The organism is Microbacterium saperdae (genome assembly GCF_006716345.1).
In the GTDB taxonomy this organism is placed as follows: domain Bacteria; phylum Actinomycetota; class Actinomycetes; order Actinomycetales; family Microbacteriaceae; genus Microbacterium; species Microbacterium saperdae.
Genome location: NZ_VFOX01000002.1, coordinates 130,660 through 156,985 on the forward strand (window position 1 = coordinate 130,660; position 26,326 = coordinate 156,985).

At 68.8% G+C, this 26,326-nt stretch carries 28 protein-coding genes; 12 read left to right on the forward strand and 16 right to left on the reverse strand.

From position 1 onward, the window contains the following. Positions 1 to 314 precede the first annotated feature (314 nt). Complete coding sequence (locus FB560_RS15210) at positions 315 to 1,442, reverse strand: mandelate racemase/muconate lactonizing enzyme family protein (RefSeq protein WP_141873375.1); 1,128 nt, start codon at positions 1,440 to 1,442, stop codon at positions 315 to 317. A 26-nt stretch (positions 1,443 to 1,468) separates the two neighbouring features. Next, complete coding sequence (locus tag FB560_RS15215; protein WP_170198172.1) at positions 1,469 to 2,218, reverse strand: SDR family NAD(P)-dependent oxidoreductase; 750 nt, start codon at positions 2,216 to 2,218, stop codon at positions 1,469 to 1,471. A gap of 172 nt (positions 2,219 to 2,390) precedes the next feature. Between FB560_RS15215 and FB560_RS15220 the strand changes: the two genes are divergently transcribed. Beyond that, positions 2,391 to 2,762, forward strand: coding sequence for an L-rhamnose mutarotase (locus FB560_RS15220; RefSeq protein ID WP_141873377.1), 372 nt, complete (start codon positions 2,391 to 2,393; stop codon positions 2,760 to 2,762). Between the two features lie 2 nt (positions 2,763 to 2,764). Here FB560_RS15220 and FB560_RS15225 read toward each other — a convergent pair whose 3' ends face one another. Then, the gene (locus FB560_RS15225) at positions 2,765 to 3,949 is read right to left on the reverse strand and encodes a hypothetical protein (protein WP_141873378.1); all 1,185 of its coding nucleotides are present in this window, start codon (positions 3,947 to 3,949) and stop codon (positions 2,765 to 2,767) included. 131 nt (positions 3,950 to 4,080) lie between these two features. Here FB560_RS15225 and FB560_RS15230 point away from each other — a divergent pair, with 131 nt between their 5' ends. Then, positions 4,081 to 4,494, forward strand: a complete 414-nt coding sequence (locus FB560_RS15230; RefSeq protein ID WP_141873379.1) for a RidA family protein — start codon at positions 4,081 to 4,083, stop codon at positions 4,492 to 4,494. 10 nt (positions 4,495 to 4,504) lie between these two features. Here the strand turns inward: FB560_RS15230 and FB560_RS15235 are convergent, their stop codons facing one another. Beyond that, entirely contained in the window at positions 4,505 to 4,810 is a 306-nt protein-coding gene (locus FB560_RS15235; protein ID WP_170198173.1) for a muconolactone Delta-isomerase family protein, read from the reverse strand. 167 nt (positions 4,811 to 4,977) lie between these two features. On the opposite strand from FB560_RS15235, the gene FB560_RS15240 reads away from it, so the two are divergent. Beyond that, entirely contained in the window at positions 4,978 to 6,300 is a 1,323-nt protein-coding gene (locus tag FB560_RS15240) for a hypothetical protein (protein ID WP_141873381.1), read from the forward strand. A 10-nt stretch (positions 6,301 to 6,310) separates the two neighbouring features. Here the strand turns inward: FB560_RS15240 and FB560_RS15245 are convergent, their stop codons facing one another. From FB560_RS15245 to FB560_RS15260, 4 genes are all read right to left on the reverse strand, one after another. Next, positions 6,311 to 7,114, reverse strand: a complete 804-nt coding sequence (locus FB560_RS15245; protein WP_141873382.1) for an SDR family NAD(P)-dependent oxidoreductase — start codon at positions 7,112 to 7,114, stop codon at positions 6,311 to 6,313. A gap of 81 nt (positions 7,115 to 7,195) precedes the next feature. Next, complete coding sequence (locus FB560_RS15250; RefSeq protein WP_141873383.1) at positions 7,196 to 8,506, reverse strand: ABC transporter substrate-binding protein; 1,311 nt, start codon at positions 8,504 to 8,506, stop codon at positions 7,196 to 7,198. Positions 8,507 to 8,553: 47 nt separating this feature from the next. Next, positions 8,554 to 9,441: a carbohydrate ABC transporter permease gene (locus tag FB560_RS15255; protein WP_211349998.1), complete on the reverse strand. Its 888-nt coding sequence runs from the start codon at positions 9,439 to 9,441 to the stop codon at positions 8,554 to 8,556. Further along, a complete protein-coding gene (locus FB560_RS15260; RefSeq protein WP_141873384.1) occupies positions 9,431 to 10,393 on the reverse strand; it encodes a carbohydrate ABC transporter permease in 963 nt (320 codons plus the stop codon). Before FB560_RS15260 ends, FB560_RS15255 begins: the two co-directional genes overlap by 11 nt. A gap of 396 nt (positions 10,394 to 10,789) precedes the next feature. Between FB560_RS15260 and FB560_RS15265 the strand changes: the two genes are divergently transcribed. The 4 genes from FB560_RS15265 to FB560_RS15280 are packed head-to-tail and all read left to right on the forward strand — an operon-like array spanning position 10,790 to position 13,705. Beyond that, positions 10,790 to 11,518, forward strand: a complete 729-nt coding sequence (locus FB560_RS15265) for an NAD-dependent epimerase/dehydratase family protein (RefSeq protein WP_141873385.1) — start codon at positions 10,790 to 10,792, stop codon at positions 11,516 to 11,518. Beyond that, on the forward strand, positions 11,515 to 12,300 hold the full coding sequence (locus FB560_RS15270; RefSeq protein WP_141873386.1) for a creatininase family protein: 786 nt from the start codon (positions 11,515 to 11,517) through the stop codon (positions 12,298 to 12,300). The genes FB560_RS15265 and FB560_RS15270 overlap by 4 nt, the downstream gene beginning before the upstream one ends. Continuing rightward, positions 12,297 to 13,130, forward strand: coding sequence for an amidohydrolase family protein (locus FB560_RS15275; protein WP_170198174.1), 834 nt, complete (start codon positions 12,297 to 12,299; stop codon positions 13,128 to 13,130). The genes FB560_RS15270 and FB560_RS15275 overlap by 4 nt, the downstream gene beginning before the upstream one ends. Then, positions 13,127 to 13,705, forward strand: a complete 579-nt coding sequence (locus FB560_RS15280) for a helix-turn-helix domain-containing protein (RefSeq protein ID WP_141873388.1) — start codon at positions 13,127 to 13,129, stop codon at positions 13,703 to 13,705. Before FB560_RS15275 ends, FB560_RS15280 begins: the two co-directional genes overlap by 4 nt. A gap of 16 nt (positions 13,706 to 13,721) precedes the next feature. Here FB560_RS15280 and FB560_RS15285 read toward each other — a convergent pair whose 3' ends face one another. Genes FB560_RS15285 through FB560_RS15300 form a run of 5 tightly spaced genes read right to left on the reverse strand, consistent with a single transcriptional unit; the run spans position 13,722 to position 18,759 of the window. Next, positions 13,722 to 14,741 (reverse strand): hypothetical protein, encoded by a 1,020-nt coding sequence (locus FB560_RS15285; protein ID WP_141873389.1) that lies wholly within the window; start codon positions 14,739 to 14,741, stop codon positions 13,722 to 13,724. Between the two features lie 32 nt (positions 14,742 to 14,773). Then, positions 14,774 to 15,760, reverse strand: coding sequence for an alpha-ketoacid dehydrogenase subunit beta (locus FB560_RS20975; RefSeq protein ID WP_170198175.1), 987 nt, complete (start codon positions 15,758 to 15,760; stop codon positions 14,774 to 14,776). After that, on the reverse strand, positions 15,753 to 16,700 hold the full coding sequence (locus tag FB560_RS20980; RefSeq protein ID WP_229672851.1) for a thiamine pyrophosphate-dependent dehydrogenase E1 component subunit alpha: 948 nt from the start codon (positions 16,698 to 16,700) through the stop codon (positions 15,753 to 15,755). Before FB560_RS20980 ends, FB560_RS20975 begins: the two co-directional genes overlap by 8 nt. Continuing rightward, positions 16,697 to 17,887 (reverse strand): M20 metallopeptidase family protein, encoded by a 1,191-nt coding sequence (locus FB560_RS15295; protein WP_170198176.1) that lies wholly within the window; start codon positions 17,885 to 17,887, stop codon positions 16,697 to 16,699. Before FB560_RS15295 ends, FB560_RS20980 begins: the two co-directional genes overlap by 4 nt. Further along, positions 17,884 to 18,759 carry a sugar phosphate isomerase/epimerase family protein gene (locus FB560_RS15300; RefSeq protein WP_141873391.1) on the reverse strand — a complete coding sequence of 292 codons (876 nt, stop codon included), beginning with the start codon at positions 18,757 to 18,759 and terminating at the stop codon, positions 17,884 to 17,886. Before FB560_RS15300 ends, FB560_RS15295 begins: the two co-directional genes overlap by 4 nt. Before the next feature lie 208 nt (positions 18,760 to 18,967). Between FB560_RS15300 and FB560_RS15305 the strand changes: the two genes are divergently transcribed. From FB560_RS15305 to FB560_RS15320, 4 genes are all read left to right on the forward strand, one after another. Continuing rightward, positions 18,968 to 19,726, forward strand: a complete 759-nt coding sequence (locus FB560_RS15305) for an SDR family NAD(P)-dependent oxidoreductase (protein ID WP_170198177.1) — start codon at positions 18,968 to 18,970, stop codon at positions 19,724 to 19,726. Positions 19,727 to 19,932: 206 nt separating this feature from the next. Beyond that, positions 19,933 to 20,673, forward strand: a complete 741-nt coding sequence (locus FB560_RS15310) for an SDR family NAD(P)-dependent oxidoreductase (RefSeq protein WP_141873393.1) — start codon at positions 19,933 to 19,935, stop codon at positions 20,671 to 20,673. Beyond that, positions 20,673 to 21,587, forward strand: coding sequence for a 3-hydroxyacyl-CoA dehydrogenase family protein (locus FB560_RS15315; protein WP_229673061.1), 915 nt, complete (start codon positions 20,673 to 20,675; stop codon positions 21,585 to 21,587). Before FB560_RS15310 ends, FB560_RS15315 begins: the two co-directional genes overlap by 1 nt. Further along, entirely contained in the window at positions 21,584 to 23,038 is a 1,455-nt protein-coding gene (locus FB560_RS15320) for a M81 family metallopeptidase (RefSeq protein WP_141873395.1), read from the forward strand. The genes FB560_RS15315 and FB560_RS15320 overlap by 4 nt, the downstream gene beginning before the upstream one ends. An 18-nt stretch (positions 23,039 to 23,056) precedes the next feature. On the opposite strand, the gene FB560_RS15325 is transcribed toward FB560_RS15320, so the two are convergent. Beyond that, positions 23,057 to 23,713 carry an RraA family protein gene (locus tag FB560_RS15325; protein ID WP_141873396.1) on the reverse strand — a complete coding sequence of 219 codons (657 nt, stop codon included), beginning with the start codon at positions 23,711 to 23,713 and terminating at the stop codon, positions 23,057 to 23,059. A gap of 48 nt (positions 23,714 to 23,761) precedes the next feature. After that, positions 23,762 to 24,535 (reverse strand): IclR family transcriptional regulator, encoded by a 774-nt coding sequence (locus FB560_RS15330; RefSeq protein WP_141873397.1) that lies wholly within the window; start codon positions 24,533 to 24,535, stop codon positions 23,762 to 23,764. A 60-nt stretch (positions 24,536 to 24,595) separates the two neighbouring features. On the opposite strand from FB560_RS15330, the gene FB560_RS15335 reads away from it, so the two are divergent. Then, positions 24,596 to 25,549 carry an NADP-dependent oxidoreductase gene (locus tag FB560_RS15335; RefSeq protein WP_211349999.1) on the forward strand — a complete coding sequence of 318 codons (954 nt, stop codon included), beginning with the start codon at positions 24,596 to 24,598 and terminating at the stop codon, positions 25,547 to 25,549. A gap of 24 nt (positions 25,550 to 25,573) precedes the next feature. Here FB560_RS15335 and FB560_RS15340 read toward each other — a convergent pair whose 3' ends face one another. Continuing rightward, positions 25,574 to 26,245, reverse strand: coding sequence for a GOLPH3/VPS74 family protein (locus FB560_RS15340; protein WP_170198178.1), 672 nt, complete (start codon positions 26,243 to 26,245; stop codon positions 25,574 to 25,576). Positions 26,246 to 26,326 lie beyond the last annotated feature (81 nt).

Sequence of the window (26,326 nt, forward strand, 5' to 3'; positions counted from 1 at the left end):
TGACGCTCCCGCGCGCTCCGGTCACTCCGGGAGCACGCGCATCACCTCAGGGATGACGGGTGGGAGAGACGTCGGTGCACCGATTCATCGGCGTGGATCGACAGAATCGCAGTCGCGATCGATCCGTTTGCTACAGCACCGTCGTACGGCGGGCGCATGATCCCCCGATGCGCCCATTGCGCCGCTGGCGGTTCTCGCCGTGCGCTCCGTACATGTGTTTCTCCATCGAATCATCGAGTGCGTCCGCACTCTCCGGCACATGCTAGCACCGGAGCCAACAAAGTGAAATCGATTTCCCGGTGGGGCGTCGCGCCTCAGCGGGCGAACGCGACCGAGCCGTCCGAGGCGAACGGGATCTCGTGCAGCTGTCGATGCAGGATGTCGCCGGCTTCCGGAAGGCGGGCGAAGTCCACCTCGATGCCGAGGCCGGGCTCGTCGGAGAGCACCATGTACCCCTCGTCGACCCGCCATCCGGTCCGGATCGCGTCGCCGAAGGCGGCGAGCTGGGCGGGGGCGTGCTCGTGCGTCAGGGTGTTCGGGATCGTCGCATCCACGGTGAGAGTCGCGGCATCGGACACCGGGCTCAACCAGTTGTGCCACGACACCTGGGCGTGGTGCGCCTCTGCGATCGCGGCGATCTTGCGCGCCGCACTGATGCCGCCGGCGAGGGTGACGTCGGAGCGGACGATGAACGGACCGTTCGCGGCCAGCGCCTCGCGGACCTCCCAGATCGACTGCCACCGTTCTCCGAGCCCGAGCGGAACGCCGTGCGCGAGCAGACCGGTCTGCACATCGAACGTGTCGATCTGGATCGGATCCTCCACGAAGAGCGGTCGGAGCGGTCGGAGACCGTCGAGCAGTGCGGGGATCTGGTGCGGCGCGAGAGAGCGATGCACCTCGACGATCATGTCGACCTTGCCGGCGGTCGCATCCCGCACGGCGGTCGCGCGCTCGACGGCACGGGCCGCGATCTCTCCCGTGGAGTGATCGATCCAGGTGTCCTCCAGCGGATCGAACTTGACGGCGGTGAAGCCCTCCGCCGCCGCACGGGCCGCAGACCGGCCGAGCTGCTCGGCGTCGGCGCCGTCGATGATCGCGTGCAGGCGGATGCGGTCGCGGTACGCGCCGCCGAGGAGCTCGTGCGTCGGCACGCCCAGTGCCCGCCCCTTGATGTCCCAGAGCGCACAGTCGATCGCGCTCAGTGCCGCACCGACGATCGCGCTGCGGAAGGGGCCCATCCGCCACATCAGGTGCCAGTGGCGCTCGATGCGACGGGGGTCGGTGCCGCGCAGGGCTGCCGCGAACGTCTCGACGACCGACGCAACGGCCTCGGGATACGCCCAGCACGCGGATTCCCCGATGCCGACGACCGAGGAATCGGTGCGGACCGCGACGAACAGGATGTTCCCGCGCACGTGGGTTTCGATATCGCTGATCTTCATGGGGAGGAGTCCTTGCGTGAGTCTGCTCAGGAGGCGCTGCCGGCGGCGAGCCCGCCGTCGACGATGAGGTCGGTGGCGGTGACGTACGAGGCATCGTCCGAGAGGAGGAAGCAGATGGCGGAAGCGACTTCGCTCGCCTCGGCCGCGCGTCGTATCGGGATGATCCGCGCCGCATCTTCGCGGATGGCCTCGAGCGAACTCTGCGAGACCGCGAGGGGCGTGATGGCCGACCCCGGGAGGACGCTGTTGACCCGGATGCCGGTGCCCGCCAGCTCCAGGGCGACCGAGCGGGTGATCGCCTGCGCCGAGGCCTTCGACGAGGCGTAGATCGCGTTGCGGGCCACCGGGCGGATGCCGGCGACCGATCCGACCACGACCAGCGATGACCGGTCGTCCTTCGCGACGACGCGCGCCGCCTCCTGAAGGCTGAGCAGGATGCCGAGGGCGTTCACATCGTGCACGCTGCGGAACCTGGCGGGATCGACATCGTCCAGCGGAACCGTCCCCGGATGCACTCCTGCGACCAGCGCCACACCGTTCAGCTCGCCCGCCGCCGAGACGGCGGCGAAGAGCGCGGCGACCGAGGCCGGATCGCCCTGGTCGTAGCCGAAGTGCTCGCAGCCGCCGAGGGTCTCAGCGAGGTCACGCGCCGCGTCGACGTTGCGGTCCGCGACGATGACGCGCGCGCCTTCCTCGTGGAGGCGCACGGCCGTCGCCTCCCCCAGTCCTGAGGCTCCCCCGCACACGAGGTAGCGGCGCCCTTCGAGACCCCTCACCGCACGACCTCGATCGGGGGCGCGGGCGTCCGCCGCCGCGCTGTCAGGAAGCAGGAAGTCGGGGTGATCGTCACGATCACAGAATACGGCAGTTTTCGGCAAAACCGATAGCAAAACCTCTGAATATGAAGAGATCATTGGTCGGAGGAATACGGTCTGATACGGTTCTGCCGTGTCCCCCACCACCGACGGCGCTCCTGCTGCCATTCTCCGCGACCCCGAGGTATTCGTCTACGAGCTGCGCCCCGAATGCGAGGACGACTACGACCGGCACCATGCCGCCGTCTGGCCCGAGGTGATCGCCGAGCTGCGCGGCAGCGGCATCACCGAGTACACGATCCACCGACGCGGCAGCCTGGTCATCTCCGTCCTGCGGCGCGAAGAACGCACGCAGGCGCCGGAGCTCTCTCCCGAGGCACGACGTCGCGTGGACGAGTGGCACGACCTCATGGCGCCGCTCTTCGCGGCCGTGCAGGACGAGGCGGGCGAGCCGTTGTATGCGGAGAAGATCTTCGACATCGGCGCGTATCCCGAGACCGACTGAGTTCAGCCGAGCGGCGTCCACCCCGCCGGACGCGTGAGCGCGACCCCCGTTCCCTCCACCCGTTCGGGCGCCGAGTAGGAGATCGCGAGCTCCGGTGTGTCCATCGCCTCGCCGCTCCATCCCGAGCGCATGGCCGCGTCGAGGATGCCTGTCGTCAGCTGCGTGCGCTCGATCGGGATCTGCGGGCGACCGTCGCGGATCAGCTGCTCCGCCTGCCGCACCAGGAACGTGAAGTGCAGGTGCGGTGCTCCCGGCAGCCACATCTGGCAGATGAAGGACTCGTCCGCGCCACGGGCGGCGAAAGCGAACTGACGCACCTCGTCTTCGCAGATGACCACGTGGGCGACGAGCCCGTCGGCGTAGTGCACCTCGATCACACCGGCGACCGTCAGGATCGCATGCTCACGCTGCGCCGGGTTCAGCTCCAGACTGTCGAAGGCCGCAGCGAGCAGATCGGGATCGACCCTCCCCTCGGCGATCGCCGTGTGCGAAGCCTCTCGGTCGAGGGCGACCACCTGCGCGACACCCGTCTCCCCGCCGGCGCGACGTTCGACATGCGCCTGCAGCCCTTCGAGGCAGTGGAACCCGTAGCGTTCGAGCGGCCCCCACCCGAGCAGGAGCGCGGCATCCATCGCCGCACCCTGCGGCCACTCGGCACCGACGGGCACCCGCCACGAGAGCGGGATGGTGGAACCGGCTCCGTAGCCGACGCCGAGCCGACGCGCGGTCGCCGCCATCTCGTTGGCATCCCGCGCGGAGTACGCCAGACCCTTGTCGTTGAAGATCGGGACGTACCGCCCGGCAGCCGTCATCGCCGCGATCGCCGCATCGAAGAAGCGGCGTCGGGGGTACACCTGCTGTCCATGCTCGTTCAGCTCGTAGTCGCCGTGCTCGCCGATGATGATGACTCCGTCGACGGCGAGCTCGCCCGTCCCATCGACGAGCGCCTCCCCGATGGACAGCGCACGGCGGATGCCGTGGCGTTCGAGGAACGGAAGTCCGAGGTCGTCGCCCTGCACGCACCCGACCTGCTCGAGGTACATCGACACGACCTCGAGCTCGGTCTGCTGCTCGACCCCGTCGAGAGTCCACCCCTCGACGATCGGGGGCACGATCACATCGGTGTGGCACCCCTCGAACCACACCGTCGCCAACACTGCGACACGCATCTTCGCGCGTGGAGACATCCTGTCCTCGCCTTCGTCACGACAAGCCTATCGATGCGTATGCCCGAAATGAAGAATCGCCGCGAAATAGCATCAGATCACCTGAATCCAATAGTCTGGCCGAAAACATCCCTAATTCCAGGAGTGCCGACATGAGCAGAATCCGCCCGATCATCGCCGACGGTCTTCCCCCGGCTCCGTCCGCATTCTCGGCGGGAGTCATCGCCGACGGACTGCTGCAGGTGTCGGGCCAAGGACCCATCGATGCCGACGGCACGATCCGGTCGGATCTCGACGTCGCCGATCAGACCAGGCTCACGCTCGAGCACATCTGCCGCGTGCTCGAGGCCGGCGGTGGATCGTTCGCCGATGTGATGATGCTGCGCGTGTACCTGACCGATCGCGCCGACTTCGGCGAGATGAACCGCGCCTTCGAGGAGTACGTGACCCGATACCGGGAAGGCTCGGGGCCGGCGCGCACCACCGTGATCGTCGGGCTGCCGTTCGAGGGGATGAAGGTCGAGATCGACGCGCTCGCACTGGTCCCGGAGCGCGCTTCCGCCTGAGCGCGGAGGGTCAGCGCTCCGACGGGACGGCCGTGAGCGGATGTTCCTCGAGCAGCGTCACCTCGACCTGCATCCAGGGGCGGGCGGGCAGCGAGTCGATCGCCGCCTGCACCGCGTCACGATCAACAGCGCGCCACACGCCGATGTTCTCGACGGACTCGTCGGAGGGAACGCGCCAGATGTGCGCGATCACGCCATCCCGCCGCAGCTCCGCCCCGCGACGACGCTCGGCCGCCACGACGGCGCTCCACTCCTCCGTCGAGACGTCGGTGGGCACCGTCGTGCGCACCCGGACCAGGAACTCCCGCTGTGCCATGACCTGCTCATCTCTCGTCATCGTGGGGCGCCCCGATGCACCGGCGTGTGCGGAGCGAGTCGAATGTAGCGCGATTGCGGGCATAATTGGTGGACAGCGCGGAAACCATCGTGATTCCGCCTCGCAGCGATAACGGATGACTCGCGCGAAATCGACGGGAGACGGGAATGATCGGACTCATCGGGCCTGCCGACTCGGTGGCGCACGCACTGGCCGTCGCGACCGCGCACCACTGGGAGGGCCGGATCATCGCCCGCCCCTACCGGCACGCCGACGAAGCGGCGACGGTCGCCCGCGAACTCGACCAGACCTGTCAGGTGCTGCTCTTCACCGGTCGCGTGCCGTACGAGCTCATCCGCGGCGTCGAGCTGAACGCCGAGCTGCAGTACATCTCGCACTCCGGCGCCGACCTCTACCGCTGCATCGCGCACGTGCTGCTGACCCACGACGGACACATGCCCACGGCGACCGTCGACTCGATCGACAGGGAGACCGCCGAGAGCACGTTCGAAGACCTCGATCTTCCGGCGCCGGCGTGCGCACCGTTGCCGAGCGACTCCGACGGGCCCATCCCGGCCGCGGACGAACTCGTGCAGTTCCATCTCGACCAGCTTGCCTCCGGTGCGGCGGAGATCGCCCTGACGTGCCTCGCCGAGGTGAACGAGCGACTCCGCGAGAAGGGCGCGCCCGTCGAGCGCATCGTGCACACCAAGGCCACCCTGCTGGATGCGCTGCACCGCGCCGTCCTGGCGGATGAGCTGCACCGGACGCGCTCGGCCCAGCCGGCCGTGGCCATCTTCCGCGTCGACGTCGACAGCCGCGGCGGGCTCGACGTCTATGACCGCGAGCAGCGGCGCCTGCGCGCGCAGAGCGCTCTCCTGCACCTCGCCCGCAAGAACGGCGGGCGCCTGAGCACACTCGAGCGCGACCTCTACGCCATCACCACGAACCGCGGGGCGATCGAGATGGCACTCGAGCGCCGCCGCAACGGCCACTCGTCGCTGCTCGACGTTCCGAACTTCGATGCTCCGACCACCGTCGGCGTCGGGATCGGCGACACCTACTCGCTCGCGGAGGAGAACGCCCGCGCGGCGATGCGCGTGGACGGCGACGCCGTGACCGTGATGTTCCCCGATGGCCGGACCGACTCCGGCCGAGGTGCCGCTCCGGCCCACCTCGGCGCACAGGACGTCACCGACGGCTACGTACGTCTGGGAGAGCGTCTGAGCATCGGCGCCCTCGCCGCGCAGCGCCTGGTGCGCGCCCTGGGCAAGGTCGACACCGACGCCCTCACCGCGCGAGAACTCGGGGAGGCCTACGGCGTGCAGACCAGGTCGGCTCGCCGCCTGCTGTCCACGCTGATCGAGGCCGGCTTCGCCGAGGAGATCGGCATCCGGGCGCGTCCGCAGGCCGGCCGCCCGCAGACCCTGTGCCGCGTCGACCTGCGCCGCATCCTGGAAGAGCTGGAACAGCCCGCCGCCTCCGTCTGATCCGTCGCCGTCAGTCCGTGCGCGCGGCGTCGCCGGTGAAGACACGATCGTAGAGAAGCGTCGAGAGCCCGGCGTCGACCGTGACGGTCTGCCCTGCGATCGCCCAGGCATCGGGCGAGAGCAGGAAGCCCACGACCCTGCCGATGTCGGCGGGGCCGACCGTGCGGTCGATGACCTGCTGCTCCGACGCATGCCGACGGATCCATCCGATCCCGTCATCGCCCAGGCCGTAGCTGTCGACGAACCGCTCGTCGAGCACCGCACCGGGCGCCACCGCATTGCAGCGGATCCCGTGGGTGCCGAGCTCGGTGGACATGCCACGCGTGAGGCCCTCGACCGCGCCCTTGGTCGCCGCAGAGATCGCATATCCGCTCTGCGTGTGCTGCCCGTGCACGGACGAGATGTTCACGATGGCTCCGCCTCCACCCCGCTCGATCCGGTGGCGGGCGAAGGCACGGGAGGCGAGCCAGAGTCCGCGGATGTTCAGCGAGAAGAGCCGGTCGAAGTCCGCTTCCTCGGCGAGATGCGCCGGGAGCGAGAGGCCGACGCCGGCGTTGTTCACCAGCGCATCGACCTCGCCGTAGTGCGAGATCGCCGTATCGAGCACGTGCGCAACGCCCTCGGCCGTGCGGAGGTCCGCCGACACCGCGATCGCATCCGGATAGCGCTCGGCCGCCGAACGCACCGCCTGCTCATCGACGTCGTTCAGCACCAGTCGCGCGCCGCGTTCGGCGAGCGCGTCGCAGACACCTGATCCGACGCCGTGTCCCCCGGCACCTGTGACGATGACGACCTGTGCCTGCTGTTCCTGCATCGCTTCTCCCTCGCCCTGTTCGACTCATGATGGTGTGGGGACACCGGCTGACGCCGATGCCCCCACACCGTACTCCGAGGCTCAGCCCTGGAGGTCGTACCATTCCTTCTGCTTCTGCACGAGCTGCGAAATGAAGTCCTTCGGCGCGAGCTCACCGAGCACGAGCTTCTGAGCCAGCGGGTCGAAGACCTCCTGGTTCCACGCCGGGACGGCCGCACCGGTGCCGTCGTTCGCGGCGATCTTCACGACATCGGGGTTCGCGAGTGCCGCCTGCACACTGGTGAGCGAGTCGATCACCGTGGCGTCGGTACGGGCAGGAACGGCGATCTGGCCGATCTTTTCCTGGTAGCCCTTCTGCAGGAAGAACGCCATGAACTTCTTGGCGTTGTCCACGCCGGCGGCCCCTTCGATCGCCGAGAAGCCGATCGTGTCGATCTGCATCGGCTGGATGTCACCCTTCTCGAGCGCCGGGAACGGGAACGAGCTGTACTCGAAGCCCTCGGCCGCGTACGGGGCGACCTCGGCGGGCAGCCAGGAGCCGTTCAGGATGAGGGCGGCATCGTTGTTCGCCCACTTCTGCTGGATCGCCGGGAACTTGCTCGCAGCGAAGCCGTCGGCGAAGGCGCCGGTCTCGGCCAGTTCTGCGGCGGCCTCAGCCGCAGCGAGGAACTCCGGGGCTTCGAACGCCTTCCCCGTCTTGTCCTGAGCGGCCTCGAGGAGCCCGCCCTTGCCGGTGGCGCTGACGGCGAGGTTGATGTACCACGCTGTCGCGTACGGCTGGATCGTGCCGTCGAGGGCGACGGAGCCCTTGCCGGTCTCGCCGACCAGATCCATGAACTCCGACCAGGTGGTCGGAGCGTTGTCGGCCCAGTCCGGGTGCTCCGCGCCGTTGTACCAGACGTCGAAGTTCGACGTCATCTCGAACGGCAGGCAGTACGTGGTGCCGTCGAACTGGCCGGTCGCGAGTGCATCCGCGGCGAGAGTCTCCTCCACCGTCTTCCCCTCGCCGGGGACCTCCTCGCCGAGAACAGAGGAGAGGTCGGCAGCCTTCTTCGTCGCGACGAGCGAAGAACCGACTCCCGCACACCCGAAGTCGACCATGTCGACGGTCGGGTTCGATGAGGTCAGCAGCGGCGTCAGGACGTTGGGAAGGTCGCGTCCCTGCCAGGTCACATCGACCTTGATGCCGGTCTCCTCGGTGAAGGCGTCGAAGGCCTCCTTCATGATGTCGGAGGTCGGCTCCCCCTCCGTCCAGTAGCTCATGTAGCGGAGGGTGTCGTTCTTCTCTCCGTCGCCTCCGCCGTTTCCGGCATCGGTGGAACATCCGGTGATGACGAGTGCCGCTGTGGCGAAGACGCCGACGCTGGCGAGCACACGAGTGGTGTGGGTCACGTGATTTCCTTTCGGTGGAACTTTCGGTGGGTCGGGTACGACTCGGATCATCTGCTGTAGCCGGCTGCGATCCCGTCGACGAGACGGGAGCCCAGCCAGATGTAGAGCAGAAGCAGGGGAAGGATGATGAGGGCGATGCCCGCGAAGAGCACCTCCCACCGGGCGCCGGTGTACTGCATGGTCTTCATGAACTGCATCAGGGCGACCGAGATGGTGCTCTCGTGCCGCAGGAACACCAGGGCGAAGAACGTCTCCCCCCAGAAGCCGATCGCCTGCAGCACGATCACGGTGATGAGTCCGGAGCGGGCGAGCGGGAACATGATCCGCCAGAACGTCATCCCCGGCTTCAGTCCGTCCAGCGCCGCCGCCTCCTCGAGGTCGCGCGGCAGCGAGCGGAAGAACCCGGTGAGCAGGAACACGGTGAAGGGCAGCGACAGGCCCGTGTAGATCAGGAAGAGGCCGAAGATCGAGTCGATCAGACCGATGCGGTCGAATGCCACGAACAGGGGGATGAAGATCGCCTGCACCGGCACGCCCAGACCGAGGATGAACAGGATCGTGATCGGGCCCGAGCTGGGACGGCGGAACCGCGCCAGCGCATAGGCGGCAGGAGCGCCGAGCGCCACGCTGGCAAGACTGCACGTGACCACGAGGACCACGGAGTTCAGGATGCCGGCGCCCAGGTTGGCGGAGTTCCAGGCCGCGACGTAGTTCTCCCACTGGGGTGAGGCGGGGAGGCCCCACGGTTCGAAGATCAGCTCGCGCGTGGTCTTGAACGAGCTCAGCAGGATCCACAGCAGCACGAAGACGTCGAAGACGGCGAGCGCCCAGGCGAAGGGGATCAGGATGACCTTCACCCCGACCGAGCGCATCTCGCGCACCCGTCGGCCCTGGCGCGTGTGGTCCGGCGTGCGGACGGAGGTGTCAGTACTCAATGTCGTCACTCCTCATGACACGGCGGGCAAGGATCGTCAGGGCGAGCGCCAGGAGCAGCATCACGACACCGCAGGCGGCTGCCGCGCCGAACTTCGCGAGTCCATTCGTCGGGAACGCCTGGGCGTACGAGTAGATCGCGATGTTCCAGATGTCGGTGCTGGGCAGGGTGCCGGCTGACGAGGAGAACAGCAACAGGAACTCGAAGGTCTTGAGTGCTCCGACGCACCACAGCACGGCCGTCACGCTCACCAGATCCCACATCAGCGGAAGGGTGACGTAGCGGAACCGCTGGAAGGCGCTGGCACCGGCGAGGTCGGCGACCTCGTAGTACTCCTTCGGGATCCGGTCGGCGGCTGCCAACAGGATCACCGTGTAGGTGCCGACGCTCAGCCAGGCGAGTCCCAGCATGATCGTCGGGAAGATCAGCTGAGAGCCCAGCCAGGCCGGAGGCTCGGCGATGCCCAACGTCTTGAGGAAGCTGTTCACCAGGCCGTCGGGATTGAACAGGAACCCCCAGAGCACCGAGATCACGATGCCGGGGATCAGAGTGGGGAAGAAGATGATCGAACGGATCGCCTTGCGTCCGAAGGTGTTCTGCAGGACGAGGGTCAGCGCGAAGGCCACCGCGTAGACGATGATGCCGACCCCGACCACGATGAGGAAGGTGTTCCACAGCGAGCTGATGAAGATCGGGTTGCGGAACATGCGCACGTAGTTGTCGACGCCGACGAACTCCATCGGGCCGTTGCCCGCCCACTGCGTGAAGCTCGTGTAGATGCTGAACAGCGTCGGCAGCACGAGCACCGCCGTGAAGACGACCAACGCCGGTGCGACGAACAGCCGGTAGCTGCGTCGACGCGTCCGGTCGAATGCCGATTCGCCCGCCGCGAGCTTGCGCTGCGGGCGGCCTTTCGTGTCGGTCGGTGTGACGAGTGTCGCTGTCGCGGACATCGGGCCTCCTTCTCTTTCCTGCGAGCACTCGGCAGCTGCCTCGGATCGACGGGTGATCGATTCAGCAGCGAATCGTTCGAGTTGTCAAACGCTATCGCACTCATTCGCGTCCGTCAACGGTCAAAGCGAACGCGACGATCTCTCCCCGAATGACGCGGAGAGGAATCGCTCATGACCTGATTTTCTGGGGCAAAACGCGATATGCCAACTTGAGGCTCGCGTTCGACGCACACAGGCTCTACGCTGTGATCTAACGAAGTGCGTTCGATATGACGAACACTTCAGACGCAATGACTACTTCGACGCATCGTTGCGTGGAGAGGATGAGCCGATGCAGGACAGGACGGCCGTGATCGCGGGATCGCACCCGTACGAGAGCGTGGCGGAGGCGACGACATGGCGCGCGTGACCGTGGTGGGCGGAGCCGGCGATGTCGGTGCTCTGGTGCTCCCGCTGCTCGCCCGGCACCACACCGTGCGGGTGGCGGATCTGCGCCCTCCGAGCGGATGGCGGGGCGACTACGTCCGCGCCGACGTCGCCGATCCCGCTGCACTGCGCGCGGCCTGCGAGGGATCCGACGCCCTGGTCTTCCTGGCGATGGGCACCAAGCGCGATTGGGGCAGTGCCGACTGGGCCCGCAACCAGTTCGCCGTGAACGTCGAAGGCCTCTACTCGACTCTGCGCGCCGCCGCAGAGGTCGGCGTACGCCGCTTCGTCCACGCCAGCACGGCCTCCATCTTCGCCGACTACCGTGCGCCCCTCCTGCCGGCGACGGGCGATGCGGTCGATGCCTACGGCCTCAGCAAGACGGCCGCAGAACTCGTGTGCGCTGCCGCCACCCGCGAACACGACCTGACCGGCATCTCACTCCGCCTCGTCGGCCCGCTCGCCGACGAGGCGTGGCAGGAGTACGACGATCCGCACAGCCGCGACGTGATGACCGCGGGGAGCGACGTGGCCCGAGCCTTCCTCGCCGCGCTCGATGCCCCCACAACGGGATACCGCACCTGCATGATCTCCGGAGATCACACCGGGGAACACATCGACCTGACCGACGCGGCAGAGCTGCTGGACTGGCGTCCACTCGCTCGGCGCGAGGTCGCCGCTCCGGGAGAGACCGCATGAACATTCCACTCGCCGACCGCACCACCGTCGAAGCCGCCGAGGCGATCGAGCGGGCATCCCTGGCGATCCTCCCCCTCGGGGCGATCGAACAGCACGGACCGCATCTCGCGCTGCGCACCGACATCTCGATCGCGACCGCGCTGGCCGCCCGTGTCGCCGACGCCCTCGGCGACACGGCACTGCTGCTCCCTCCCATGCCGTACGGACTCTCCGAGCACCACACGGCGTTCGCGGGGACGGTGACATTGCGCCCCGAGACCCTCATCCGGCTCATCCTCGACGTCGTCGAGTCGATGGCGGCGCAGGGCATCGACCGGGTCATCATCGTGAACGGACACGGCGGCAACATGGATGCGATCCGACTGGCCGCCCGCCAGTCCCGCCGTGACCTGGGCTCGAGGGTGGCGCACGTGATGTGGGCGCAGGTCGCCGGCGACGCGATCTCGGAGGAGATGGCGGGACGGGGGATGCACAACCACGCCTGCGAGATCGAGACATCCCTGGCGATGGAGCTGTGCCCGGAGATCGTGCACGAACCGCTTCCCGGCGCCTGGCTGGAGCCGGAGTTCGCGCCGTTCGCCGCTCCGCCGGCAGCGCGGATCGACGTGCCCCTGTGGTTCGACGAGCTCACACCCACGGGTGCGCTCGGCGACCCCTCGCGCGCGACCCCTGAACGCGGCCGACGGCTCGCGGACCTCGTCGTGGAGCGGACCGTGGCCTTCGCGCGGGGATTCGCGGCTCCGTCATTCCCGCTCGCCGCGCCTCCGGAGTTCGACGCTTGAGCCACTCGCACGCACGGGCCGATGCGCACATCCACCTCTTCCGCGACGGTTTCGTCGACGGCGGGCGTGATGAGCTCGCCTGGTACGAAGAGCTCCGCGCGACGGCCGGAGTGACCGCAGCGCTCGTGGTCGGATTCGAGGGCAGTCCGCGCTTCGCCGGCAACAACGCCCACATCCTCGCACTCGCCCGGCGGCTCGACTGGGTGCGGCCGACCGCGTTCGTCGACGTCACGGCTCCGCCCTCGCCCGCCGCACTGCGCCGGATGCGCGCGGACGGATTCGTGGGGTGGAGCGCCTACCTCCCCGAAGCGAGTCCCTCTCTGTCCGACTGGTCATCCGACCATCTCGAGGCGCTGGCCGGCGGCATCCTGAGCGTGAACGCCTCGCCTACCGCGCTGCATCATGCGCGACACGTGCTCGAGAAGATCGCCGACGTCCGCGTCCTCGTGAGCCATCTCGGCCTGCCAGGGACCACCGTGCGCGACGCCGATGCCACAGCGGCGCGGCACGCGCTCGCGCCGCTGCTCGCCCTCGCGCCGTCCGCGCACATCTCCGTCAAGCTCTCGGGCCTTTACGCGATCGATCCCTCCTTCCCGCATCCGGGGGCGCGGACGACCGTGGACGCCGTGCTCGGTGCATTCGGCGCCGACCGCATCGCCTGGGGATCGGACTTCTCCCCCGTCCTCGCGGAGGTCGCTCCCGACGACGCGATGGGCGTGCCCGCGTGGATCCTGGCGGGCCTCTCCCCCTCCGAGACGGATGCGATCCTGGGCGGTACACTGCTCAGGCATCTGGCACACGTTGACTCGATCGGGGGGACCGACGCATGAGCGCAGGTTCGACCGGGTGGTCGGAACCGCCACTTGCCGGCAACATCCGCCGCTGGCGTGAGCGGCGAGGGCTGAGCCTGTCCGCCCTGGCGCGTGACGCGGAGATCTCCAAGTCCACGGTCTCCGAGCTCGAACGCGGCATCGGCAATCCGTCCTTGGACACGCTCGGTGCCATCGCCCGCACGCTCCGCATCCCGATCGCCTTCCTGTTCAACGAGGCTCAAGGCCCGGCCGACGTCGACATCAGACGCCTGTCCGACGCCCCTGTGCTCTCGCACGTCGAGGGCGAGTCGATCGCCCAGCTGCTCAGCGGCTGGACCGCGCGCGGCGAGGCCGAGCTCTCCGTCGTGACCGTCGCCGCAGACGGACGGATCGACGCGCGCGGAGACGGCAGCGGAGCCGTCAAGCGCGTGGTGTGCGTGGAGGGCGTGGTCGAAGTGGGCACGACAGCCCGTTCCGATCTGCTCATGCAGGGCGACCTCATCACCTTCCCGAGCGATCAGTCCCACTTCCTGCGCAGCGTCAACGGCGCGACACGGGTCCTCGTGATCGAGCAGTACCCGCCCTCCGCCTGACCGCCTCCCGGGCTCGTCAGGGCTGACTCTGGACAGCCTCGTCGATCGGGACCATGCGCCCGTCCGGGAACGACACCTGCGTCCTCCCCGTGCGCTGCGCACCGTCGAGCGCCGTCCGCGCCAGCGTCTCCGCATGCTCGAACGTGTTGGCGACGCCGACGCCGACGTGCAGGACCAGGCCGTCGACCGCGATCTCCATGGGCCAGGCCTCACCGAACCCGCCGTCGAGATCGTCGTCCAGAGTGAGACGGCTCATCGCCACCGAGAACAGTCCGCCCTCGACGGCTGTGAGACGTCCGCCGTTGCGCCGCGCCACTTCCAGCAGCTCCCGGTGCACCCGCATCCGCACCACTTCGCGCTCGAACACGTCGAGCTCCGCCAGGCGGGCACGATCGGGCGCGAACAGCGCGACGGCCAGCTGCTCCTCGCGCGATCGGATGAGGTCATGAGACAGACGCGCGCGCTGCAGGGCATCCGCCATGGTGCGCGCGGTGTGCTCGATGCGCCATACGCGCACGCCCTCCTCGAGCAGCACCGCGTGCACCTCGGCGAGGCAGGTGAGCACGGCGTCAGCCCGCCCGTCGGCGAGCGCCGCGCGGTGGAAGGCGATGATCTCCGCCACATCGGCGGGAACCGCATGATCCTCCGGCGAACCGAGCGGATGCGCGGAGGGCGTCGGCAGACCGAGGTCGGCGAAGGCGCTGAGGACGGTCGGCTCGTCGATCGAGTCCACCGTGACGCGCGGCATGTCGCCGCCGCACTCGATCAGCACCTGCGCGATGCAGCGGTACAGGTCGGCCCCGGAGTGCGAGACGAACTGCGGCTCCGCCTCGGTCAGTTCCGACCCCGCCATCATGTACGGCGCCTGCCCCGTGAAGAGCACCACCGTGCAGGAAGGATCCAGGGCTCTGGCCAGTTCGGACGCCTCATCGGCGTGCCGGTAGACACCGGGCAGGAGCATGTCCGCGAAGCCACCTTCGGCCGCGATCTGCGTCGCGAGAGCGACGGAGTCAGCAGGCCCGACGATTCCGATCACTGTGCCGCCTCCATCCGTTGTGATGACTCAGATCAGCGAACCACACGACGCACTGCCGACACCACATCGGCGGCCGAGGGAATCACCACGGCCTGCAGCGCGGGAGCTGCCGGAGTGGGCACATCCGGCGCCCCGACGCGGGCGATCGGCGCGCGCAGGTCGCGGAAGCACTCCTCGGCCGCACGAGCGGCGATCTCCGCACCGAAGCCGCCGGTGAGGTTGGCCTCGTGTGCGATCACGAGGCGTCCGGTCTTGCGCACGGATGCCGCGATGAGGTCGAAGTCGAGGGGCGCGAGCCACCGCGGGTCCACCACCTCGACGTCGATGCCCTCGGCGGCGAGCTCCTCCGCCGCCTCCAGCGCGGCAGCGGCCATGCGCGACCAGGCGACGACGGTCACGTCTGCACCCTCGCGAGTGATGCGGCCTCCGCCGATGGGCTCGACGGGGGCGTCGAGACGCACCTCTCCCTTCGTCGGGTAGAGCATGCGCGCCTCGGCCACGACCACCGGGTCGTCGGACACGATCGCCGCGCGCAGCATCTGGTACGCGTCATCCGCCGTGGACGGCACCGCGAGGCGCAGGCCGGGAGTGTGAGCGATATACGCCTCGATCGAGTGCGAGTGCTGCGCGCACGACCCCGACGAGTATCCCTGCTGCGTGCGGATGACCAGCGGGGCGCCGTACGTGCCCCGACTGACGTAGCGCGTGTTCGCGATCTGGTTCACGAGCTGATCCATCGCGACGAACATGAAGTCCGCGTACATGATCTCGGCGATCGGGCGCAGCCCCGTCATCGCGGCACCGAGCGCCATGCCCAGGAACGCGGTCTCCGAGATGGGGGTGTCGAAGATCCGGTCGGAGCCGAAGTCGCGGTGCAGGTTCTTGGTGGCGCCGAACGGACCGCCGGGCACTGCGACGTCCTCACCGAAGATGACGGTGTCGTCGAGCGCTTCGAGTGACCAGCGCAGCCCGTGCTGGACCGCTTGGATGTAGCTGATGGTCTGGGTGGCGTCAGGCATAGACGTGATCCTTGGCGGTGTTCGGGTCGGGCAGTTCGGTGGCGCGCGCCGCATCGACGGCGCGCTCGATCTCGGCGGCGACCTCGGCATCGACGGCATCGAGCTCGGAGAGCAGGGCGGCGTCGGCGGCGTTGCGGATGCGTTGCAGCGGCTCATCGAGTGCCGCCTCGGCGACTTCGCCGCGTGGGCGGTAGTGCTGCGCATCGCCGCTGTGATGCCCCACCAGACGCTGGGTCATCGCCTCGATCAGCGTCGGCCCCTCGCCGCGGCGAGCGCGCTCCACCGCTTCCGCGGCAGCCGCGGCGACCAGGTGGGGGTCGTTGCCGTCGATCGTGACGCCAGGGATGCCGTAGCCCTCAGCGCGGATCGCGAGCTGATCGATCTTGGTCATGTCCTTGATGCGGACCATCTCGGAGTAGATGTTGTTCTCGACCACGAGCACCATCGGCAGCGTCAGCGCGGCGGCGAGGTTCAACGCCTCGTGCACCGCGCCCTGGTTGGTCGCGCCGTCGCCGATCGCGACGACCGACACCTGGCCCTGGCCGTGTCGCTGCGCCGACAGCGCCGCACCGGCGGCGATGGGGACGCCGGCGCCGACGATCGAGTTCTCACCGAGGAAGTTGATGCTCGCGTCGCTGAAGTAGGGGGAACCGGCGCGCCCGCCGTTCACTCCCCCGGAGCGCGCCATGACCTCGGCGAACAGCCCGGTCAGGTCGCTGCCGCGCGAGATCGCCCAGCCGTGGCCGCGGTAGGTGGCCGTGACGTAGTCGTCAGGGCGAAGGATGCTCGCCACGCCGACCGCGATCGCCTCCTGCCCGTTGGTGAGATGCATGGAACCCGGCACCTCACCGCCCGCCTTCAGATCCATGAGGCGATCCTCGAAGGCGCGGATCCGCCGCATCTCGCGATACATGTGCACGATGTCGCCCACAGCGCTCACCGATTCCTCTCGTCCGTCGACAGCACCGCACGGGTGAGTCGTTCCATCATGTCCACACCGGTCGTCAGACACCGCTCATCGATGTCGAAATCGCCGGAGTGCAGCGCGCGCGTGCCGGATCGCCCCGGCTCGGCGACGCCGAGTTTCAGATACAGCCCGGGCCAGCGCTCCGCCAGCAGGGCGAAGTCGTCGGTGGTGAGGGGCGGCTTGGGGAGGTCGACGAGATCGCAGACCTCCGGGCCGACCGCACGCGCCAGCTCCACGAGGGCGTGCGCATTGACCAGCGACGGCATCTCATCGGCCCAGGTCAGCTCGATGCTGACATCGTGCGCGCGTCCGACGCCCTCGCACAGCTGCGCGATCGTCTGCTTGCAGGTGGCTCGCACGACCGGATCGTGGGTGCGCAGAGTGCCGGTGATCGCCACCTCTTCGGGCACCTGGCTCTGCGAGGCGCCGCCGGAGATCGTGCCGACGTTCAGGGCCACCATCTCGTCCGGGTTGCGGCGTCGGGCGATCACCGCATGCAGAGACGTGACCAGGTCGCTCATCGCCAGCAGGGCGTCGCGCCCGAGACCCGGCGTCGCCGCATGCGAGGCCCGGCCGCGTGCGACCATGCGGAACGCATCCTTCGCCGCCATCGCGATCTTCGGGTCGACTCCCACGGACCCGGCCTCCAGGTTCGGCCAGCAGTGGAGTCCGAGCACCGCGTCGTACGACTCCGCCAGCGCTCCGCTCTCGAGCACGCCGCGGGCACCGGACGGCTGTCCGAACGGGATCTCCTCGGCCGGCTGGAACAGCACCTCGACGCTGCCGCGCTCCGGACGGCGGGCGGCGAGACGGCGGAGTACGCCGACCATCACCGTCATGTGCGCGTCGTGACCGCAGGCGTGCGAGACGCCGGGTGTGGTCGATGCGTAGGGCAGGTCGTTGACCTCCTGCACGGGGTAGGCGTCCATGTCGGCGCGCAGCAGCACGCGCGGCCCCGGCGCATCTCCCCCGATGCGGGCGATGAGGCCCGTGCCGGCGACACCCGTGGTGAGCGAGTCGACCCAGCCGTCGAGCAGAGACTCGATCTCGGCACCGGTGCGGTGCTCGGTGAACCGGAGCTCGGCGATCGAATGCAGGCGGCGGCGCACACCGCGCAGCTCCTCGGCCTCGTCGACCGCGGTGCGTTCCTGCACGGTCACAGCAGCTCGATCCCGGCGGCGAGAGCGCGTTCGCGCACGAACCGCACACCCTCGGCACTGCGCTCGGGGGTGAGATGCTCCACGATCAGGGCGGAGCCGTCGGGGAGGCGGCGCACCTGTTCGAAGAACGCGTCGTAGTCCAGGACTCCCTCGCCGGGCTGCACCTCGAGGATGCGGCACACGAACTCGTCCGTGACCGCGACGTCCTTCAGGTGACAGGACGCTCCGTAGCGGGGGCCGACGACGTCGATCATGTGCTCCATGCGCGCGGCGTTGTCGAAGACCGCGACGGCGCTGTCGAGCAGGTTCACCGGATCGAAGTTCGCCGTGATCACGGGCGAGTCCACCGCGTCGAGGATCTCGCGGATGGCTTCGGGAGACCGCATCGCCGACAGTTGATGGCACTCGATCGTGTAGCTGATCCCGGCGTCTTCGATGTGCGGGGCGATGCCGCGCAGACCTTCGATCAGATCGACCTTCGCACGCTCGGAGTAGTTGTCGGCGTGCGGCGCGTAGAAGTTCCGCTGCCAGTCGTCGCGACTCGTCCCGGCCCCGGAGCTGATCATGGTCGCGCCCAGAGCGACGGCGGTGGGGATCGCGGCCAGCACCCGGCGGTGGGCCTCGGCTCGCACGTCGGGGGCGGCGTGCACGAAGTTGGCGTTGACGCCGGCCATCTGCGCGACGTGGATTCCACCGTCGGCGAGGCGGGAGCGCACGTCGGGGGCGTCACCGCGCACGGCAGCGGATCCCGCCGTGAAGTGGACGGAGAGCGAACGGATGCCCATCTCCGCCCAGCGGGCGATCAGCGGCGCGGTGAATCCCGCCGGTTCGTCGGGGATATCGCCGTTCGCCAGGCCCAGGTACATCGCCATCGGTACTCCGTAATGTCCGTATTACTCCGTTACTGGTGACCACTCTAGTCGCGACGACGGGGACGGGTCAACGAAAGGCGTGGAATATATGGAATTTCGGCCGGCACATCGACGCTGTTTCGTGCAATGATGAGTGCGACGGGCAGGTGGGGGCCACCTTGCCGACTGAATGACCGTTTTGAATCCTCAGAGGAGAGGCGCCACGATCATGGCATCGTTCGACACCACATTGGGACTACAGGATCGACGCATCGTCGTCACCGGCGCCGCGAGCGGCATCGGCCGCGCGACCGCGCTCGCTCTCGCGGGAGCCGGCGCACGCCTGGCGCTCCTGGACTGGGACGAGGCGGGGCTCACGCAGACCGCCGCCGAGCTCCCCGTCGATACGGCCCCCCTGACGCAGCAGGTCGATGTCAGCGACGAGGGGTCCGTCGACGCCGCGTTCGAGGCGATCATCGCCGAATGGGGCGGGATCGACGTGCTCATCAACGTCGCCGGCATCATGCGCGACCAGATGGCGGACATCCGGAACATCACGGTGCAGGACTGGCAGCGCGTCCTCGACGTCAACCTCACCGGCAGCTTCCTCACCGCGCGCGCAGCCAGCCGGACCATGATCCCGGCCGGGGGCGGCGCCATCATCCTGGTCGGATCCCCCGCCGGCGTCTCCGGCGCCAGCGGCTCGATCTCGTACGGCAGCAGCAAGGGCGGCGTGAACGGCCTGGCGATGACCCTGGAGCGCCACCTGGGAGAGCACGGCATCCGCGTGCACAACTTCCTCCCCGGCTCCGTCGACACCCCGCTGTTCAACCGTTCGCTCGACAACGGCGTCGCCAACGGCGCGGATCAGTCCTATGCGGACCACGCCCGCGAGATCGCGGTCAGTCCCGAGGGCATCGGGCGCGCCCTCGCCATGCTGGCCTCGCCGTGGGCATCCGACCTGAAGGGCAACGTCTTCACGCGCTGAGGCGGGACGACGGCGATCGGATCGGACCATTGGACTCTGTTTCGCTAAGCGGTACAGTGGTTCCATTCTTCGACGCGCCGTTGCTCGCCCTCGGCGCCGTCGCCCGTTCGGCGCGAACGCGCCTGACCTGCAAGGGAGCAGACCGTGTACCTGATGAGCATCGGCGCGATCGGCGCCGAGAGGCCGAGAAGAGCAGGGGCATTCGCATGACCGACTTCACGGGACTCGTCGCGATCATCACGGGAGCCGCGAGCGGCATCGGCGCCGCCACTGCGGCCGAACTGCTGTCGCGAGGCGCCACGGTCGCGATCCTCGACCGCGACGTCTCCGGTGCGACTCCGGATGCGCTCGCAATCGCCTGCGACATCGCCGATCCTGCCGCGGTGAAGGTCACCGTGGCCCGCGTGGCCGAGGAGCTGGGCGGCATCGACATCGTCATCAACAACGCGGGAATCGGCGCCTCCGGCACCGTGGTCGACAACGACGACGCGGAGTGGGCGCGCGTGCTCGATGTGAATATCACCGGGATGGCACGCGTCGTGCGCGAGGCGCTCCCGCATCTCGCACGCTCGCACAGCGCGGCGATCGTGAACATGTCGAGCGCGGTCGCCTACGTCGGGGTGCGCAATCGTGCGCTGTACAGCGCCAGCAAGGCGGCGGTCGTCGGGCTCACGCTCGGCATGGCGGCCGACCACGTGCGCGACGGCATCCGGGTGAACGCCGTCGCCCCCGGCACGGCCGAGACCCCGTGGATCGGACGGCTCCTGCAGGAGTCGGATGATCCGGATGCGGCAGCGGAGGCCCTGCGCCAGCGACAGCCGATCGGACGACTGGTCTCCCCCGTCGAGGTCGCCAGGGCGCTCGCCTACCTCGCCTCACCCCTGTCGGGCTCCACGACCGGAGAGATCCTCCGTGTCGACGGCGGCATGTCGAGCCTGCGGCTGTGATGATGACGGCCCGAGACGAGTCGCGCCCCACCCGAGTCGCGGTGGTCGGCTTGGGCACGATGGGGATCGCGATCGCGAGACTGTTCGAGAATCACGGTCACGAGATCCGCGTCTTCGACACACGGGTGCAGGCGGCGGACCCGCCTGCACCGCTCGCGGGGATGAGACTGCAGATCTGCACCACGATCAGAGAATGCGTGCAGGACGCGGACTTCGTCTTCGAAGCGGTCAGCGAAGACCTCGCGGTGAAGGAGTCCGTTCTTCGAGAGGTGTCGCGGTGGACCGCAGGCATCATCGCCTCGAACACCTCCACCTTCATGCCCCGCGTGCTCGCCGCATTCGTCGCGCGACCGGAGAACCTGCTCGTCGCGCACTTCTTCAATCCTGCAGACGTGGTGCCGCTCGTCGAGGTGGTCCCCCACGCCGGGACAGCGATCGAGGCGCGTCGGGCCATCGAGCGCCTTCTCCGTGATGCCGGGAAGAAGGTCGTGCTGCTCGAGAAGGAATGCGTCGGGTTCGTCGCCAATCGCCTGCAGGCCGCGGTGCTCCGCGAGAGCCTGTCCCTCATCGAGCAGGGCGTCGTCTCCGCTGAGGATCTCGACGAAGTGGTGAGGAGCGCACTCGCCCCGCGATGGGCGATCGCGGGGCCGCTCGGCGTCGCAGATCTCGGCGGCCTGGACGTCTTCGTCGCTGTCTGCACGCAGATCTTCCCCGACCTCTCCGCCGCCCAGGAGCCGAGCCCGCTTCTGACCTCCCTGGTCGACTCGGGACGGATCGGCGCGAAAGCCGGCTCCGGCTTCTACCCGCACTCGGATCAGAGCGCTCGCGAATCCATGGAGCGGATCGCGGGACTGTTCGCCTCTCTCGCACACGCCGACCCCACCACCCCTGAACGCCCTGGAGGCATCGCATGAAACGTGTCGGAATCGTCGGCGTCTTCCACGAGACGAACAGCTTCTCCGAGCACGGCACGGACAGGGAGTCGTTCCGTCCGCGCTGGTATCTCGGCGAGGAGTTCACCACCGCGTTCGCCGGCTCACGCACCGTCGGCGGCGGCTTCCTCGACGGGAATGCGGAGCACGGCGTCGAGAGCGTTCCGCTGTTCGGCGCCTACGCGACGCCGTCCGGCCAGATCACCGCGTCGACCTTCGCCGACATCCTCTCGGCGATACGCACCACCCTCGAGCCCACAGCACCCGAACTCGACGGCATCCTGCTCGAGCTGCACGGCGACATGGACGTCGAACTCGTCTCCGACCCCGAGGAGACGATCACCGCTCTCGTCCGTGAGCTGGTCGGCACGCTCCCGATCGTCGCCGTCCTGGACTTCCACACGAACATGAGCAGACCTCGACTCGCGCAGGCCGACCTCCTGGTGGGATACCGGGAGAACCCGCACATCGACACCTACGACCGCGGAAGAGAGGCAGCAGCGCACCTCGCCCGGCTGCTCCGCGGTGAGGCCGCGCCCGCCCGCGCCCACCGGGGCCTGGCGATCGTCGCCCCTCCCGTCGCGCAGCGGACGACGATCGAGCCGTTCGCGACGATCACGGCGCGAGCGCGACAGCTCGCCGCGCATCCGGCGGTCTGGTCCGTGAATGTGCATGGTGGATATGCCTACCTCGATGCGTCCTACACCGGGATCGGCTTCACGGCGTTCGCGGATGCCGGCAGCGGCGAACTCGCGGACTCCATCGTCGCCGAGCTGAGCACGCTCACGACCACCCTCGCACCGACCCTCGTAAAGGAGTACCCCAGCCCGGAGAGTGCCGTCGCCACCGCGCTCGAGGGCGCTGGCGTATGCGCCATCGTCGACACCGGCGACAACATCAACGGCGGATCACCGGGAGACACGACGTGGCTCGCGCACGCGGCCAGAACATACGCGCCCGCGAGGTTCCTGACCACGATCTGCGACCCCACAGCGATCGAACAGCTGCGCGACGTTCCGATCGGTGAGAGCGCCGCAGTGAGCATCGGGGGCTGGGCCGGCGAGAGCGCGGGTGCTCCTCTGGTCGGCACCGCGACGGTCGTCGGCCGCTCTGCAGGGGTGTTCGTGAACGAGGGCCCGATGGCGACCGGCGCGACGATCGACATGGGCGCCGCGTGCTGGGTGCGCCTGGACAACATCGACATCGTCCTGCAGCAGCGGGCGTCCCAGCCGAACGATCCGCAGATGTTCCTCCACCTCGGTATCGATCCGCGCGGCTACGACGCCGTCATGCTCAAGGGCGCGGCCGCCGTCCGCGCCGGCTGGGCGCCGTACGTGGACGGATTCGTCGATGCAGGCACCCGCGGCGAGACCGACTCCGTGCTGGATCGTCTCCCCTACACGGCGTTCGAAAGGGGCCCGCGCGCGCACTGAGCGCGGGCCCTCGACCGCCTAGAGGATTCCGAACTTGGCGAAGGCCTCGGATGTCGACATGCCGCCCTTGAGCGCGGCGCGCACGTCGCTCTCGCCCGCCACCTTCTCGAATGCGAGGCGCAGCACCTCGCCGAGGCGTGCGTGCGGCACCACGACGAGTCCGTCCTCGTCGCCGAAGACCAGGTCCCCTCGTCCGGCGGGAACTCCTGCGATGGTGATCGGCTGGTCGATCTCCACGACCTCGTCGCGCCCGTAGGAGTCCAGCGGCACGAGCCCCTTGACGAACGTCGGCATGCCGATCTCCACGATCTCGTCCGCGTCACGTGCGAAGCCGTCGACGATCACGCCTCGGCCGCCCGCGGACGAGACGGCGGTGGCGAGGAGGCCGCCGAAGATGGCACTGGTCGCGTGCTGGTCCATTGCGATCAGGAGGACGTCCTGGTCCTGGAGGTCATCGATGATCTGCATGAGAGCCGCGTACGGGGCCTCCGGCTCGCGGTTCACGGAGACCGCACGGCAGGGCCGTGCGTAGCCCACGACGCGCATTCCGGCCTGCAGGGGGCGCAGCGACGGATCGGCGACCTGACCGCCCAGGCCCAGCCCGTCCATGATGTCGCTCAGCACCGCCGTGAAGAGGGTCGCGTTGATCTCCTCGATCGACCATGTGTCCTGCACGTTCCACCTCGTTCCATTCAGTGAACCCTGTTGTCCACTGAATGGAATCTACAGTCCGGCCGCCTCTTCCGCAATGACCGCAGCCACCGCCCGGAGACGCGCAGCGACAACCGGGACCTTGTCCATCGGCAGGCGCGGAGTCACGGAGGAGACGCTGATGGCGATGCGGGGAGATTCGATCGGGATCGGCACCGCGATGCACCGCCCACCGATCTCGTTCTCCTCGTCATCCACGGCGTATCCCTGGGCTCGCACCCGATCGAGGTCATCACGGAGCGCCGGCCATGAGAGGATCGTGCGCTCGGTGCGGGGGGAGAAGCGCTCGCCGACCAGCTTCTCCGCCGCCTCGAGCGGCATACGGGCGAGGATCGCCTTGCCGAGCGCGGTGCAGTGCAGCGCGTCACGGTCGCGCGGCCGCGCCGCCAGCCGCACCGCGTGAGTGCTCTCGACGATGTCCACATAGGCGACTTCGCGGCCCACGAGGATCCCCATGTTCGCCGTCTCGCCGAGCTCGTCCCTGAGCCGCTCCAGGTGCGGGCGAGCGATCTGGCCGAGTCGCTCCAGATGATCGGCCTGCAGCGAGTACACCCCGACGCCCAGCCGGAAGTCGTTGGAGTCGCCGACGCGCTCGACATAGTTGCGAGCGACCAGGGTGGAGAGGTAGCGGAACGCCGAAGTCTTCGGGAGCCCGCATGCTTTCGCGAGTGCGGTGAGCGAGACCGGGCCGCCCGACGCCGCCAGAGTGTCCAAGAGGTCGCAGGTCCTCTCGACAGCACGGATGCCGTAGAGATTGACGTCGTCGCCGGGTGCTTCTGTAGCCATGGTTACGAGTATGTGGCATCGGTCCGTGCCGGACAGCCCCCTGCCTCCTATGCTGAGCGCATGATCGCCGACGAACCGGATGCCGTGTCCCGCCGCGTGGTGTTCCGCCGCTTCGGCGGCCCGGAGGTGCTCGAGGTCGAGCTGCGGCCGATCCCCGTGCCGGCGCCCGACGAGGTGCTCGTGCGGGTCGCCGCGGCCGGGGTGAACCCCGTCGATTGGAAGCTCTTCAGCGGGCAGCCGCTGCACGACTCCTATGAGCGGAACCTCCCCTCGGGCAACGGCTATGACTTCGCGGGCACGATCGCCGCGACCGGGGCGGATGTCGAGGGCTGGCGCGTCGGCGACCGGGTGTTCGGCGGACTCCGCTATCACGCGCAGGCGGACCATCTCGTGATCGACCCCCGCCTGCTGGTGCGCGTGCCGCAGGGGTTGTCGCTGCTCGTGGCCGGGTCACTGAACGTGGTCGGACGCACCGCCTTCGCGAGCGTCGAGTCGCAGCATCTCACCGCGGACGACGTGGTGCTGGTCAGCGGGGCAGCCGGTGGCGTCGGCATCCTCACCGCGCAGCTCGCCGCCCGGACCGGCGCACGCGTCTACGGCACCGCGAGCCCGCGCAACCATGCTCTGCTGCGACGGCTCGGCGTGCATCCGCTGGCCTACGGAGACAACCTTGCCGATCGGCTGCGCACCGCCGCGCCCGAGGGGCTCACCGTCGTGTTCGACACCGTGGGACACGGCACCGTCGAGTTGGGCCTCGCTCTCGGCGTGATCCCGGAGCGGATCAACTCGGTCGCCGACTACGAGGCGCGGCAGCGGCATCCGATCGCCGGAGTGGGCGGGGCCGCCGCCGGTCCTCGCGAGCTCGCGATCGTGGCACAGCTGCTCGCCGACCGCGCGATCGAACTGCCCATCGATTCGGTGCATCAGCTCGGGAGCGTGCGCGAGGCCTACGCGCGGTCCATCGCCGGTCATGCGACGGGGAAGATCGTGATCACCACGGCATCGCGGTCGTGACGGCACGCCCCCGGCGACGACCGCTCAGCTGATCGTCGTCGCCACGATCACCGGGGTCATGACCGCCATCATGGTCGCGGCGATCGCGGAGTTCACGGCCACCGAGACGGCACCGCCCGCGGGCGAGCCGGTGGTGAGCGCTTCGATCCGCTTGCGCAGCTGGCCGGCGGAGAGCTGGCCGACCTCCTGGCGGAGCAGCGGATGAGCGGCGTTGAGCCCCTGCAGGATGGCGAGCAGCGTGAGGTCGGCCTGAGTGGGCGCCGCGGTACCCGCGATGACCGCAGCCAGCCGCGAGCGCAGCAGAGCCTCAGGACCAGGGTCGGACTCGGGGGTGCGCTCCGCACCCCATCCGAAGAAACCGCGCTCGCCGCGCGCGAGCACGCCCTGAACCACCAGTGAGGCGACGACCTCATCGAGGGGATCGAGCTTCGTCGAGTACACCAGCGATTGCAGGCGCTTGCCGCTGAGCGGAACCAGCCGGGCGAGCACCGCGTCGAGCACCGGGTTCCCGGTCGGCTCTGCCGAGACGACCTGCACCGTGGCCTTCTTGTCCTCTGTCACGATCACTCGGCCGTGCAGCGTGAGGTCGACGATCACGGCAGCGACCTCGCCGAACAGGCGGTACGACGCGGCGGAGGTCTCGAGGCGGCCGTCCGGTCGCAGCAGCAGAAGGTGGAGCTCTTCGACGATCAGCATGACGCCACGGTACGACGCCGCCTCGCCTGCTCGCATCCCCCGCACGACGGATGCCGGACGCGAGAACGCCGCGCACCCTGG